Raw genomic sequence first — 15,785 nt, forward strand, 5'->3', positions numbered from 1 at the left:
CTTTCTTTAAATTATTTTTTTGGCACGCTTTTTTCATATCTTACCATGAATTAAAAATCCAATACATTTTGAAAACAATTTTTGCGCTACTATTTACATGTCTAGGTTTATCTGCTTACGCTCAAACTAGCTTGAACGATTATAAATATGTCGTTGTACCCAAAAAATTTGAAGCTTTTAAGAAGGTAAACGAATACCAAACAAGTACATTGGTTAAATATCTATTTAACGGAAAAGGATTTAATGTCGTTTATGACGATGCTTTGCCTTTTGATTTAAGAGCGAATAGATGTTTAGGACTGATGGCAGATTTGCTTGACGATAGTTCTATGTTTACTACCAAAGTAATGGTATCACTAACAGATTGTAATGGGGTAGAAGTCTATAAAACGATGCAGGGCATGAGTAAGGAAAAGGAATATAAAACATCTTACTCTGAAGCTATACGGGAAGCTATGCGTTCTTTCAATGGTGTGGACTACACTTATGCCGGTGAGGATGTAAATAATGAAAGTATAACAGTAAGTTTTAAGAACGATGTTAAAACAGTTCAGGAACCTGATACCAAGGATGTTGAGGTAGTCAAAAAAACGCAGGAGATTGTTGAAGCTAAAGAACCAGTTAAATCCGTAACGGTCAAGGAAGAGGCTACGGAAGATACCCAATTTTATAAGAACAATGAACCGGTGACCTCTACCATTACCAAGGTAGAAAAAGAAAAGCCCGCATTTAAAAAATTACAGCCTAACCTATCTAAAATTAAGGATATATTATACGCCCAAACTACTGAGAATGGATATCAGTTGGTAGATAGTACACCAAAGATTAGAATGCAATTGTTAAAAAGTTCTGCCGATAATGTATTTATGGCCAAAACCGATGATAAAAACGGAATGGTATACCAAAAAGACGGCAAATGGATTTTTGAGTATTACGATAATAATACTTTAATTCAAGAAGAACTGGAAATCAAGTTTTAAAACTCATATTTATCCTTCCATCTATTCTTTAGGAAATCACTCAAAGCTTTTTCCCTTTGGTTATTTCCTGGCTTGTAAAACGTAGTACCCATTAGCTCATCAGGTAAAAACTCCGCTTCTACAAAATTATTTTGATAGTCATGGGCATACTTGTATTCCTGCCCGTAACCTAAATCTTTCATTAATTTAGTAGGGGCATTGCGCAATGGTAACGGTACTGATAAATTACCGGTTTGCTTTACCGTTTGTTGTGCTTTGCCAATGGCCATATAACTGGCGTTGCTTTTCGCTGAGGTGGCTAAATAGATTGCGCATTGGCTCAATACAATTCGTGCTTCAGGATACCCAATGGCAGAAACGGCCTGGAATGTGGTATTGGCTATTACCAATGCTGTAGGATTTGCCAATCCAATATCTTCAGAAGCGGAAATAAGCATTCTACGGGCTATGAACTTTACGTCCTCACCGCCTTCTATCATTCTGGCCAACCAATATACGGCACCATTTGGATCGCTACCGCGTATAGATTTTATAAATGCCGAGATTATGTCATAATGTTGTTCTCCTGTTTTGTCATAGAGCACGGTATTTTTTTGGACTTTTGAAAGTACTAGTTCATCCGTAATGACAATGGCATCGCTATCTTCCGAATTTACGACAAGTTCAAAAATATTAAGTAATTTTCTGCCATCGCCTCCGGACAGTCTTAGTAACGCCTCCGTTTCCTTTAGTTCTATCTGCTTAGACTTTAAGAAACTATCCTTGTCCATGGCCCTTCTGATCAGGTTTTCCAAATCATCCTTACCAAAGGCATTTAAAATATAGACTTGACAACGGGACAATAGCGCGGGAATTACCTCAAAACTTGGATTTTCAGTGGTTGCTCCAATTAAGGTAACCCAACCTTTCTCAACGGCGCCCAATAAAGAATCTTGTTGTGATTTGCTGAACCTATGTATCTCATCTATAAATAAAATGGGATTTTTAGCGGTAAATAGGCCACCCGCCTGTTTTGCCTTTTCAATAACTTCCCTAATGTCCTTTACGCCACTATTAATAGCACTTAGAATATAGAACGGTCTTTGACTTTCTTGTGCAATGATGTTGGCGAGCGTTGTTTTTCCCGTTCCTGGTGGTCCCCATAAAATAAGTGAAGGAATAATGCCTTTTTTTATTTGATGGGTAAGCGAGCCTTTTTCACCTACCAAATGATGTTGGCTAATATATTCGTCCAATGTTTTTGGACGTACGCGTTCAGCTAAAGGTTCGTTCATAATACAAAAGTATGATAAACTTAAAAGATTGGATAATTCTAATGTACCAATCCTTGATTTTAAAAAATAATGACAATTTGACCAGTTTGTTTAAATTGGATACATAATTGTGTTTTTCAAGAAAATTCCGGACTATGTCAGATTCAGGACATTTTAAATTCTCTAAGACCAATGTAATCGTACCCTTAATGGGTATGATTTTGATATGGCTTGTGTATTGGATGGAACTTCAAATGGGCATTAATCTAAATGAATACGGAATAATGCCAAGAACGTTTTCCGGACTTAAAGGGGTATTGTTCAGCCCTTTTATTCATGGTTCATTAGAACATTTATATAACAATACCATTCCATTGGGAATATTGTTGATGGCCTTATTCTATTTCTATAGGGATTTAGCTTGGCGAATGCTACTTTATGGAGTTTTGTTATCTGGTTTTTTGACTTGGTGTATCGGTAGGACCTCCTATCATATCGGCGCAAGCGGACTTATTTATGTTTTGGCCAGTTTTATTTTTTTTAAAGGGGTTTTTAGCGCTTATTTTAGATTAATAGCCCTCTCCTTAATCGTTGTTTTCATATATGGAAGTTTGTTATGGTATATTTTTCCGGTCAAAGAAGGTATTTCTTGGGAAGGCCATTTAGCAGGATTCATAACAGGTCTGTTATTGGCCGTTATCTTTAAAGTGAAAATTCCTGTTCAACATAAGTATGATTGGGAAAGTGAAGATTATAATGAAGATGACGATCCATTTTTAAAACATTTTGATGAGAACGGCAATTTCATTGAGTATATGGAAAAGGAGGAATCCTTAAGCGATGATACAATTGTTCAATATCATTTTAAACCATCTAAAAAAGACGAATGATCCCAATAAGTTAGGTGGGTTGTTAGAGCCTTTGCCGTACTGCTTCATATAAAAATACTGCACAGGCCACCGAAACGTTTAAGGATTCAATTTCTCCCAGTAAAGGTAATTTTGCACAATAATCTGACGCTTTCAATATAGAAGGGGAAATACCACGGTCTTCCGCACCCATTACAATGGCAATGGACTCCTTAAAGGAAATGTCGTAGACGGATTCCTTGGTCTTTTCCGTAGCGGAGACAATTTTAATTCCACAAGCCTGCAAATAGAAAACGGCATCCTTTAAATGATCAACTTTTGCAATAGGTACTTTATACGCTGCGCCTGCAGATGTTTTTATAGTATCTGCCGTTACTGGTGCAGCTCCTTTTTTCTGTACGATAATACCGTCTACACCTGTACATTCCGCAGTTCGAATTATAGCGCCAAAATTACGTACATCAGAAAGTTGGTCCAATAATAAAAATAGGGACGGGCCATCCTTTTGATCGGCCTTTTCCACTAATTCCTCTAAAGTAAAGAACGAAATAGGGGAGATGTTGGCCACCGCACCTTGATGGTTATTTTTGGTCAACCGGTTTAATTTTTCTACCGGCACGTAGACCATATTGATTTCATTTCTTCGCAAAAGGCTTTCCAATTCCTTCATAAGCTCACCCTTTAAGCCTTTTTGGAGAAATACCTTGTCTATCTCCTCGTTTGAATTAACGGCCTCTATAATGGCTCTTAAGCCATAAATTTGCGTAGTCTTTACCATGGGGCAAAAGTAAATAAAAAACCGCCTAACTATTGTTGGGCGGTCGTAAATCTTACTATTAAATATGCTTAACTGTTCAAGTAATCAAAAACCTTGATCAAATCCGCTTCATTTTTAATATTCAATTCATTTTCTTTTAAATATTGTTTCAATTCAGCCTTTTCATTGCCGTCCATAAGTTTTATTAAATGGCTGTTTTTTAATTTGATTTCATCCATTCGGTTTACACCTTCTTTTTGAAAATAATACTCTGTAAATTGTGTAAATCTACTTGGTACCGCCTTCACAAAAGAATTAGGAGCAGGTTTCCCTTCTGTGAATTTTACGTAATTTCTTTTGTACAAATCATAAGTTTTACCATCTATAATCGTGGTAAGGTAACCGTTTAAGGTTTTTTTCTTAGATGTAGTAAAGGTTTTGAAACTCATTTTTTTACCACCGGTTATAATACTAATTTTCTTATCCCTGGAAAGACTTTGTATGGTAGCTTCCTCGATATTAGCTTTTTTGATTTCAATTTCTTCATTCAAGGCATTATATCTATAAAAAATATTGCCCATATTTTCATCACCATAATACATTGTGGTTGGCAAAAAAGTATCGGTGATATACGGCGAACCCTGAAAATCCGAATACATATTGTCATTTTTTTTATTCCGTTCGCTAATAGGCCCCATTAAATCATATATGGCTCCTGATGCACCTTCACCACCGCCAGCGGACATATTTGTAGAAGCTTGACCAGCATATTGACCAAATCCTGAAGTTAACGTTCCAACGAATAAGAACAGGCAAAATAATTTTCTCATAATAATATCTTTGGCCTAAACATAATAAAATTATGTTAATAGTCAGGGTTTTAAAAGTTAATTTGGTGTGAAATTGTATGTATACATCTCATTATTGTTATTTGTGCAAATTATGAGTGGTTTATTTTCATATTCAGTAATAATCATATCCTTTAAATTGTCAGTAAAATACAGGCCTGCCTCTTCATAGGGCATGGGGTCATATCCATTTTTTTGGTTGGATATGAGCACTAGTCCAGATATAGCATCTAGTCTAGGGGTTTCTACTTCGGTTTCAAAAATATTACCAGCTACGATACAATCTTCAAAGCCATCATTGTTCAAATCTATGAATACGCTGCTGAGTATGGGAAATTGTTGTGCTTCTATTGGTAATGCGGTTGTTTTGAATTTTCCTTCGCCTTGGTTAATAAGTAATAGTGATTGAAAATTTGTAACTTCTTTGGAATAGGACTTTTCTAGATTTTCTCCATAAATATCCTCTAATGATGCATTCGCGAAAGAAGAATAGCTTTTGAATTTATTTTTGATAAATGGCATTTGTTGAGAAGAACATTCCCTACCACGCACGGGGACATATTTACCTTTATATTCTTTGCTCAAAACAACATCATTGGTGCCATTATTATCAAAATCGTTTGAGAATATTTTAAATGGTTTTTTAGTATTTGCCTTAAATTTTAAGTTAAGTCCAACATTGCCTACTACATAATCTTTTAAGCCATCGTTATTAATATCGGTTTCTTGAATGGAAAACCACCAACCTTGTTCTAATAATGGGCTTATTTTATCTAAAGTAAAAGTTCCGTTTTCGTTTTTAAAAAAACCAATACCCGTCCATTCCCCAACTGCTATAAAGTCTTGCCAACCATCATTGTTATAGTCGGTACTGATTATACTGTTTATAATTCCAAAATCCTCTAGCTGGGGAGCAATATCCTTGGTGACATCTTTTAATACCCCATCTATGTTTTCATATAATGTGGAAGAGGAATGCTGTGGGTATTTTTTGGGTATAGACCTGTTGCCAACCAATATATCCATATCCCCATCTTTATCATAGTCAATAATCTCTACGCTCTTACCGTTTTTAGCAAAAGCTACCAATGCAGGGTCTTTAGATTTTGTAAACTCACCTTTGCCATTGTTCAAGTAAATTCTATCTTGATATAAAGATGAATTTTCTTGGAACTCATTACCACCACTTACTACATAAATATCAAGATCATTATCATTATCCATGTCAAAGATTATGGACTCCATATCTTCAAATGATTTATCTTTCTGAAATATTGAAGGAACACTCTTTCTATACCCTCTATTTGTCTGATAGTAAATACAAGCCGGTTGATTGGATGAACCGCCAATAAAAATATCGGTTAAACCATCCGCATTTAAATCTCCTAGAGATACGAATGGTCCAAAAGTGGATTGTTTATAGGGAAGTAATATTTCTGATGCAAAATCATCATATTCATTTTCAATGTGGGTGTAATCAAGACCTAAAGTTTTTGATTTTAACTCATTAAAAATGGGTGGAGTACTTAATTCATTAACGGATTCCTCTGTTGCATTGTTAATATCCAATTGTACTGTACTATTTGCATCAATATTATAAAGTGTTTCCCTTTTTCCATTCAACCAAGTGATAGATAAGGTGTCTATTTGAGTATTGTCTCCAAGTCCAAAATGTATGCCATTTTCCTGTGAAGACATGTATCCTCTAACCCTTTTTAATTCTGCAAACTGTGCCTTGCCATTATATCTGATCTCTACCTTACAAAAAGGCTCCGAAGTATCACCTATGGGGTTTATTTTTAAATAATTTCCTTTACCCTTTTCTATAGTAGTGTTTTTGTAAAGAAATGCCTCTTCATCCATATTATTGACAATCAAATCTAAATCACCATCATTATCCAAATCGGCTTGAGCAACTCCATTACTGAAAGAATAGTCATTTAGGCCCCATTGATCCGCCTCTTCTGTAAAGGATAGATTGCCTTCATTTGTATAAAGAACATTGGGGAGTTTTTCGGAAGGCATAGAGGCATAAAGTTGCTCCTTTATTTCATATGGTACGTTTCCGCCATATTTTCTTTTAGCAGCGTATACCTTGTTTTGCAAATCATTATCCAGTGCATATTTTCTATATCCGTTACTTATATAGATATCATTATCTTGATCATTGTCAAAATCTGACATTAATACGGACCAGCTCCAATCTGTATTGGCGGTCTCTGTCAACTGTGCTATATTGTTATACTTGTTATTGCCTAAGTTTAGCTGTAATGAATTAAACATATATTGGTAATGAAAACCTGCTGTATTCACCAGATAATTGAACCGTTGTGGATTCATGGAGGCCATTAACGTTTTGGACCTTATGTGATCGCTGGATGACATATCCAACGTAAAAATATCTTGTTTGGAATCAGCGTTGATATCTGCAATATCTATGCCCATGCCATAATAGGATATATGCTGAGTATATTCTTTTATGGATTCTTTAAACGTACCATCATGTTGGTTTATGTACAAGGCATCCGGTATATAGTAATCACTGGTCAAATACATATCTAGCCAACCGTCTTTGTTTATATCACTTATGCAAAGTCCTAATCCAAATATGGGATTTTCTATTCCTGCGCTTTGGGTTATGTCAACAAATTTTCCGTTGTTATTTTCATATAAATGAGAACTATTAAAATATTTTATTTCATCGTTCTTATTTATGAGCTTATAAAAATTTACGGGATCAACACCATAAATTTCATTTTCGTTCATGACAATACAATCCAAATCACCATCTTGGTCAAAATCAAAAAATGCTGTTTGTGTGGATATGCCCATATCAGCTAAACCATAATCTTCTGCTTTATCTGTAAATGTCAAGTCTTTATTGTTGATGAGTAAAACATTTTTCCTGTTTACTCGTTCATTTGGACCTCCCTGTGATATATAAATATCTTTATAGCCATCATTATTAATGTCTACGAATGTGATACCATTGCTCCAGTGTTTTGTGTCATTGATTCCGGAAGAAGCGGAAATATCCTTGAATTCAAGATTGCCTTTGTTCAAAAAAAGTTTGTTGGGGACTTGGTTACCGCAGAAAAAGACATCAAGCAATCCATCATTGTTTAAATCTTCTACACCTACACCGGCACCGTTATAAAAGTAATCGAAACTAAAAAGATTTTCTAGTGTTTCTAGGTTTTCGGAGATGTTATTGGAGAAGTTTAATTTACTTTGGCTGCTTGGGATTTTTTCAAAAATTGGTGATTTTTCTTGTTTAATAGTTTTTTTGTCCACGTTTTTTGTGGATGGGGTAGATTCTTTTTCTGAATTACAAGAGATAATTAAGATAAAGAATATGTATATTATTTTTTTCATGAATTATCGTTGATGGGTAATATTAGATATTACGTATAATTGTAAACTGTAATTTTGTGCTATTAATTATGGGTTCTATAAACCTAATAGTTTTATCTCGGGGGCTTGCTGTAAGTAGGGGTAGCCTCTCCAATAAAAACCTGGTGCGCTATATTTCCAGACAACCTCTTGCTCCCTGGTTACTTCCCAAAAACCAAAATCACCTTCAGTAATTAGAATATTGCCATTTTCAAGTAATACGGCACCTGATACTTTCCCTGAATATAAATCCGGGTCAGTAAAACTCCAAGTAATTGTTGGCTCATTGTCAGTATTAGCTTCTAAATTGAAATTCTCCGGTAATTGTAGTTCATAAACTGTTGATTGTTTGATATCATTACCATTAGAAAATATCAAAAGTTTACCCAAGTGTTCACCTTTGAGCAAGTTAGGAAAATGATTATTTTGAAAAAGTCTAGTGCCTTCTGTATTACCGTATGCTTCTGGATTACCAAAACGATAAATTAAATCTCCACCTTTATTGTAATTTCCACCTATATGACCGGAAGCTTCCTCAGTTGAAGTACTATGATCTATTACCCACACTTCTGAAAATGAATTTACACTTAAATAAATAACATCTTTATTTTCGTCATATGCTATGGCATTAGCGTGCATTATATCTCCTTTAACTTCTGGCAATAATGATACTTGTGTGCTATAATTAATATCTATTAAATGAGGATTTTGGTTTATAATACCGTAATTATTCTTTGTATCATCAAATTCTTGTACTAGGTGATCCATTGAATGCCACTCCCAAACAATAGAGCTAGAGGTAGGGTTAATTTCTATAATTGATTCTGGATATATATTTTCTGAAAGCATAAAGCCTTCTTCTTTTGCCTGTAACGAATCCATAATTGACCAAACCATGGCTATGATATTGCCATTGGGCAGCATTTCTACATCATGATGTGTTTCGCCATTTTCTGTCGAATAGATATATTCCCAAGATGGAGTATTATCTGGTTCAATTATTTGAATTTTACCTCCTTTACCTCCTAATGGTATTTTTGGTTCGTCTGATTCAAGTGAAGCCAGTAATTTTCCATTGGTCATTAAAAAAACATCATTTCCAATATTATTTGTCAGATTCCATTCATGAAGAAGTTTAGCTTTCTTATTCATAATATAAACCCGGTTGGCACTTGCATCATTTACTAATATGTAGTTGGAGTCAATTTTAGTTTCATTAAATATTTCAACAGTTCCGATTGGAGTGAAATTTTCATCTATGTTTAAATCCTCCTCAACTTCTGGTAATGTAGGGTTGTTTATGTCAAAAGCTATTTCATCTGCGTTAGTGCAGGAGTACACTCCATATATTAAGCTTAAGCAAATTAGGAGACAATAGTTTATTTGTTTTTTTCTCAAAATCAAGAATTTTAGTACTTAAGGTAAGATTTATTAATTGTACATAGGATATTCCTACTTAAATAATTTAAAGCTCTTGTATACTCATTACTTCAAATTTGATTGTAAATTTTAAGGTGGGTAACAATCTATTTTAATTGAAAAGTTATTTTGAAAATAGATTTTAAAAATAAAGCCACCCCAATATAGAGGTGGCTTTTTATCATAACGGTAATATCAATTTACCAATATTAATCCTTACAAAAATCTATTGTAATAGGACCTGCATCAGCACTTTGATAGCCACCAACAATGTTTCCGTTAGGTGTAACGATTTCAAATCCTATTTCGCCATATTCATCTCCAGGGAAATACCAATCTGCAGTTAAAGTACCTTCAGGTATTGTAATTGTTCCAACACCTGCTGATCCATCGTTTGGAACACAATCAGTTCCTCCGAGGAACGTTCCGGCCGCTCCTGCATATGGAGAACAAAGTCCTACCTCTAATACTGTTCCGTCGTCTAGGGTTACGGTAATACCATCACCACCTAAACCTGTGGATGTTTGCCAACCGTCACCATAAGAATCTGTCATATTAATGGTCCATACACCAGGTGTTGGTGCTTTTGGAGGACAAACGACTGTAGCAGAATATAAAAATGGAGAGGAAAAATACGATCCTGTCAACGTACCGGAATTCTGTGCGAATGAAAAGGATCTTCCATCATTTAAAATTAAAGCAAACCTAATTCTAAATTGGTCACTTCCATCTATATCAGTTGCGGAAATACCGGTAACTCCTAGAAGTTCTCCTAAAGTAGCGGAAAAGCTATATGTAGGTAATCCTCTATCGCCAACTCCAAATTCAGAAGAAGGAATAGTTGTTAACAAGGATTCTGCTACATCGCCTGGACCATTGCTTGGATCTGCGTCCAAAAAGCTTACATATACTTCCAAAGCATCAACCAACGTACCGTCTGCCTCACTTTGAATTTCTAAATCAACAGAAAATTCACCAGTATCTACACCAATAGGCAATTCGTTGGATTTAACTTCTATAGTTCTCAAAATTGCTCCTCTCGTAGTGTTGGCTACAACATCATCTACTACAGCATCTCCTTCATCGCAAGATGTGAACATCAGCGAAGTGAGCATACATGCTGCAAAAACTTTATAATTTATTTTCATCATTTTAAGTTTTTTAATTAATTAATTCGCTGGTGGAAATGCAGGGCTAGCTGGATTTGTATCCCAGAATACCTGAGTAGTTAGCGACGTTCTTTGTGTTAAATTTGGATTGGTAACTACCTCGTTTTGTGGAAGTAATAATGTTCTTGGGAATGCTCCCGGATCTGGCTCCCAGTTAGGAAGAACAGTAGTTGGGAATCCGGTCTTTCTATAGTAGTTCCAAGATTCTCCGCCTCCACCATATAAAGCAATCCAGTATTGCTCAGCAAAAACATTTTCTTTGTCGTCACCTGTAGCTGCGTTGTATTCAGCTACAATACCTTCAATATAATCAGAAACTTCATCTGCTGTAGGCTCAAAAGATTTGTCAGCTGTTCCGTCCAATGCTCCGAATGTTTGAACTTTAGCAATGGATTTCGTCATACCAGCTTCCATAAATGTTCCTCTTTCGGCATCTGTAGCAGCCATCTCGGCTCTCCAAAAATCAACCCATGAAGCTAATAACATTGGTTCGATACCGGCACCACCGCCACCAACTCCTAAACCAACTTCACCAAAGCTATTGTCGTCAAAACGACCTCCTGCTGGATATACACCAGAAGCAGTTCTTGTAAATCCATCTGGAGGAGTACCTTCATCATTACCATGAGAACGTCCCCAATATCCATTATCAACACTACAGTACGTATAACCACCATCTATATAATGCTGTGGAGGAACCACTAATGAACAAGCTAAAGTTTCTTCATTTGGATCAACAGGGTCGCCATTTATATCAAGTGCACCTGGTGTTCCGTCAACTTGTCTGTAAAAATAGTAGCGAATCCTTGGATCATCTTTCAACAACATGGTTTCCATTGTCCAATTTGAACGATATAAATTTGCACCACTTGGGGTATAATCACTGGCATAGTCAGGATGACGTGTGTCTGGCTGTAACTGATTGGTACCATAGGTAAACTGCAAGTCGTCCTCATTACTGCTGATAAAATTGTTTCCAGCTATAATGCTATTAAAAGCAGATACATTACCAGTGGTTTTGTAAGCTTTTAGTTTTATGGTATTAATTACTTTAATCCATTGTGAAGAATCCCCATCATAGTAAAAATCCGTAGCACCTTGCGTAGCAGGATTTGTGTTCAATAATGCCTGTGCTTCATCTAACAAACTTAGCGCTACTGCATAAATTGTTTCTCCATCATCTAGTTTTGGAGCAGGAAACTCAACAGGATTCAAAGCTTCTGTATAAGCTGCATTACCGATCATATCAACTAAAATGACCAAACTATGTGCTTGTGCTATTTTTCCCAGTGCAACGTGAAAATCATAATTGATGTCCGTTTCGGCATTTATTCTTTCAATTTCTTGAAGATTCGCAAAAATGTTGCTGTAGGTTGTAGACCAAATACCGTTCATGGTTGCACCTTGGTAGTTATTGAAATAATCTCTACCTCCCATGAATTGGATTCTGGTTAATGCACCACCAATAGCGTTAAATGTACTAACGTTGTTTCTATAACCTAACTGTATGGTATTAAGTAATAGATTAGGATCTCCCTGTGTAAGTATATTAGGGTTTTCTGTAAGATTCAATTCAGTGGTATCACAGGAGTTTAGAAAACTACCTGAAATAAATACCACCAATATGTATTTAATTATTTTTTTCATGATATATCTTGTTTTTAGCAATTTTTAAAAGGTCATCTTTACGCTCATACCATATCTTCTGGTACTTGGACCGTTCAAGAAGTCAAATCCTCTACCATTTCCTACACCAACACCTGCAACGTTAGGATCAAAATTTGCGCCATCTGGAGTGTTGTAAGCATCATACCAAAGGTTAAATCCTTGTACGGTGAATGTCAAGCTTCCAAAAGGTGTTTTTTCCAAAAATTTCTTAGGTAATGAATAGCCTAAAGAAACCTCTTGTAAACGTATTACCGATGCATCATAAATTTTAGCTTCAGCAGGACCAAATAACAAGTTATTAAAGTAGTATGTGGAGTTATTGATCTGTACATCATTAGGTTCACCTGTTGTTTGGTTTACACCTGGTAAGATGTACGTGTTCAACCTATCCTCTGTTTCAACGATCAAACCTCTACCAAGTAATGTTGCAATGGTACTGGACATGATGTCACCACCTTTAATATGGTTAATTTGAAATCCAAGACTCCAGTTTTTATATGATAAGGAATTAATGAAGTTCATTGTATAATCTGGTACGGCATCACCAATAATTGGCACATTACCATCTAAATCAGATTCAGTAATTACATAGTTACCAGCAGCATTTGTCAATAGGTCTCCATTCTCGTTTCTTGCGAAAGCGGTTCCTACTATACTACCTAAAGACTCACCCTTAATAGCGGCATTACCACCAATAAATAAAGCAGAGTTACCTGTGTAAATAATGATATCCTGTGCTTGTTCTTCAACAATTTCTTTATTTGCAAAGAAATTTACACTAGATTTCCAGTTAAATCCGTCAGGATTTCTGAATATATCTATTCCTAAATCGGCTTCATAACCTTTGTTACTGATCTGTCCTATGTTACTTTGAGTAAATTGGAAACCAGTTGAAGGTGATAACGGTTCCGTAACTATAAGGTCATCTGTTCTTCTATCATAATAAGTAGCGTCCAATGACACACGATTGTTGAAGAATTTACTTTCAAAACCTACTTCAAATTCTTTTAACAATTCAGGCTTTAAATTAGGATTGGCTTTAAATGAACTAATACTGTTCAAGGTTACGGGTCCAAATGCTCCACCAGACTGTTGTGTATTTTGGTCAACACCACTTACCGTTGGGTAATTTTCTGGGAAGTTTGCAGATGTTCCGTAACTAGCTCTTAATTTAAGATAATTCAGCCCTCCTTCTGATCTTAATCCTGAAAAAGCAGCGGTAGGTAAGAAGGATAAACTAGCACCAGGATAGGTAAGACTTCTGTTCTCCGTAATTAGGTTGGAAACCCAATCCGTACGACTACTAAGGTTAAGGAATAACATATTATCGTAATCAATACTTACATCACCGAACATACCAACAATATTTCTTTTTCTAGAGAATTGTATTGGTAACTGATTTTCGTAGTTAAAATGTCTCCTAACACCAAATACTATTTGTCCTGAACTTGCGACACCTTGTCTGTCGTATTCATCTGAACGAGCATTGGCACCAACGTTAAATGTTAATCCTATCTTATCGGATATATCATAATTACCGTTTAAGCTAAATGTATGGTCCCAAATAGTATTATTGTTGTCAAATGTATTTAAGAATCCAAAAATATCGAAATCAAATTCTACACCTCCTTTGTCAGAAAACTGAGTGTTTCTTTCGTTGTAGAAATCAAGACCGGTTCTAAATGTAGTCCCAAGATTCTCATTTATTTCATAAGACAATGATGTGTTAAAATAGAATCTATTGGTTAACTGATTGAATTTAATGTGTTCAGTTACCCAACGTGGATTGATTATGTCGTTACCGTTTCTATAGTAAACACTACCACCTGTTACAGGGTTTTCATATGGCAGACCCATTAAATCTACGTTTCTTGGTGTAAATAATACTGCACCGTAAACCGAGTTGGAACTAATACCACCGTTACCCCTACTTGCAGATACGGGTGGAGTATCATAATCTGTTCTTGAATAGTTCATAGTTCCTGCAATGGTGAATTTGTTGCTTAATTTTGAACGCCCACCAACAGAAAAGTTTATACGTCTTAATTGGTTGCCTGGTGTAAAACCAACATCGTTTAAATGTCCTAAGTTGGCATTATACGTTGTATTGCCATCTTGTGAACCGCCAGAAAAGTTAACAGAGGTATTGGTCACATGGCCAGGAGCAAAAAATTCCTCTACGGAATCATAAGGTCTCCAGTCATAACGTGCACCTTGTAATTCAGGGAATGCTTCTCTTGTACCTGCAATTGCCGTAGTTGAATAAGGATGCTCCAAAGTTCCATTTTCATCAATGGCAGCTTGAGCTCCCCATCCAGCCGTTCCTTCTCTATCGAAACTAGGTCCCCAGTTACTGAAGAACCATCCAAATGCTTGATCAAAACCCCCACCATATTTAGTTTGGTATTCTGGTAAGGATGCATATTCGTTAGTAAAGTAAGATGTGTTTACAGAAATCTCGTTCTTTTTAACACCACCCGTATTAGCTGCTGCTTTGGTCGTAACAAGTATTACACCGTTTTTACCAAGAGTACCATATAGTGTAGTTGCCGCCAAACCTTTAAGTACTTCTATGTTGGCAATATTGTTAGGGTCAATATCCAAGAAACGTGATGATCCGGTATTTCCAGAAAGGAAATCTCCACCACTGTTGGTGTCATTACTGAAAGGAACACCATCTACAATAAATAAAGCTTGGTTACTTCCACTAAATGAACTTAAACCTCTAATTGTCACACTCGTTGCAGAACCGGACATACCACCACCTGAAGTAATGTTGACACCAGCGGCTTTACCGGCAAGTACACGCGCAACGTCACCTTCAGCTCTAGATTCCAAAGCTTCTTGACCAACTGAACTTGTTGCGTAACCTAAGGCCTTCTTTTCACGTTTAATACCTTGTGCAGTTACTACAACCTCCTCAAGAGCTTGAGCATCTTCCTGCATTGCAACATTCACCGTGTCTCCTGCACCTACAGTTTGGCGAACAGCTTTCTGTCCAATGTAGGTAAATAGTAAAGTTTGTCCTTGTGAGGCACTGATGGAATAATTTCCATCGAAATCGGTCTGGGTGCCGTTAGTGGTGCCCTCGACTACAATGTTTACCCCAGGCAAAGGAAGCCCTTCTTGATCAGTAACCGTACCGGAAACTGTTTTTTGCTGTGCGAACGAAAGATGCACAACTAACGCCAAAAGTAGCGTTAACAATCCTTTTAGTTTTGTTCTCATTTTTAAATTATTTGAATTAGCTAGCGGCAAACTTCACAATAAACTGTTAATAATGCAAGTGAATTTTAATAAAACTTTAAGGAAACTCATAAAATTATTAGTTACAGATAAAACACCGCGCATATTTTAAGTTATATAATTTTACCCCCTAAATTTTGAGAATATGCTAATTTCATAGAGAATGCGACGTTATAATATGTT

10 protein-coding genes are annotated in these 15,785 nt (G+C 35.9%); 2 read left to right on the forward strand and 8 right to left on the reverse strand.

Annotation, left to right across the window (positions count from 1 at the left end; all coding sequences use genetic code 11):
* The first annotated feature begins 68 nt into the window (after positions 1-68).
* Entirely contained in the window at positions 69-980 is a 912-nt protein-coding gene (locus JM81_RS15200) for a hypothetical protein (protein WP_144804678.1), read from the forward strand.
* On the opposite strand, the gene JM81_RS15205 is transcribed toward JM81_RS15200, so the two are convergent.
* Positions 977-2,254 carry a replication-associated recombination protein A gene (locus JM81_RS15205; protein WP_089259434.1) on the reverse strand — a complete coding sequence of 426 codons (1,278 nt, stop codon included), beginning with the start codon at positions 2,252-2,254 and terminating at the stop codon, positions 977-979. The two genes, JM81_RS15200 and JM81_RS15205, sit on opposite strands and share 4 nt — an antisense overlap.
* Positions 2,255-2,388: 134 nt before the next feature.
* Between JM81_RS15205 and JM81_RS15210 the strand changes: the two genes are divergently transcribed.
* Positions 2,389-3,123, forward strand: a complete 735-nt coding sequence (locus JM81_RS15210; RefSeq protein WP_144804680.1) for a rhomboid family intramembrane serine protease — start codon at positions 2,389-2,391, stop codon at positions 3,121-3,123.
* Positions 3,124-3,145: 22 nt separating this feature from the next.
* Here JM81_RS15210 and rlmB read toward each other — a convergent pair whose 3' ends face one another.
* The 7 genes from rlmB to JM81_RS15245 form a co-directional block, all read right to left on the reverse strand.
* A complete protein-coding gene (gene rlmB, locus JM81_RS15215; RefSeq protein WP_089259436.1) occupies positions 3,146-3,880 on the reverse strand; it encodes a 23S rRNA (guanosine(2251)-2'-O)-methyltransferase RlmB in 735 nt (244 codons plus the stop codon).
* Positions 3,881-3,948: 68 nt separating this feature from the next.
* A complete protein-coding gene (locus JM81_RS15220; RefSeq protein ID WP_144804682.1) occupies positions 3,949-4,689 on the reverse strand; it encodes a hypothetical protein in 741 nt (246 codons plus the stop codon).
* A 57-nt stretch (positions 4,690-4,746) separates the two neighbouring features.
* The gene (locus JM81_RS15225) at positions 4,747-8,082 is read right to left on the reverse strand and encodes a VCBS repeat-containing protein (protein ID WP_144804684.1); all 3,336 of its coding nucleotides are present in this window, start codon (positions 8,080-8,082) and stop codon (positions 4,747-4,749) included.
* A 75-nt stretch (positions 8,083-8,157) separates the two neighbouring features.
* Positions 8,158-9,498 carry an aryl-sulfate sulfotransferase gene (locus tag JM81_RS15230; RefSeq protein ID WP_261375081.1) on the reverse strand — a complete coding sequence of 447 codons (1,341 nt, stop codon included), beginning with the start codon at positions 9,496-9,498 and terminating at the stop codon, positions 8,158-8,160.
* A 230-nt stretch (positions 9,499-9,728) separates the two neighbouring features.
* On the reverse strand, positions 9,729-10,670 hold the full coding sequence (locus tag JM81_RS15235; protein WP_144804686.1) for a hypothetical protein: 942 nt from the start codon (positions 10,668-10,670) through the stop codon (positions 9,729-9,731).
* A gap of 18 nt (positions 10,671-10,688) precedes the next feature.
* Entirely contained in the window at positions 10,689-12,335 is a 1,647-nt protein-coding gene (locus tag JM81_RS15240; protein WP_144804688.1) for a SusD/RagB family nutrient-binding outer membrane lipoprotein, read from the reverse strand.
* A gap of 24 nt (positions 12,336-12,359) precedes the next feature.
* Positions 12,360-15,584, reverse strand: a complete 3,225-nt coding sequence (locus JM81_RS15245; RefSeq protein ID WP_144804690.1) for a SusC/RagA family TonB-linked outer membrane protein — start codon at positions 15,582-15,584, stop codon at positions 12,360-12,362.
* Positions 15,585-15,785 lie beyond the last annotated feature (201 nt).

The sequence above is a fragment of the Maribacter sp. MAR_2009_72 genome (genome assembly GCF_007827235.1).
In the GTDB taxonomy this organism is placed as follows: domain Bacteria; phylum Bacteroidota; class Bacteroidia; order Flavobacteriales; family Flavobacteriaceae; genus Maribacter; species Maribacter sedimenticola.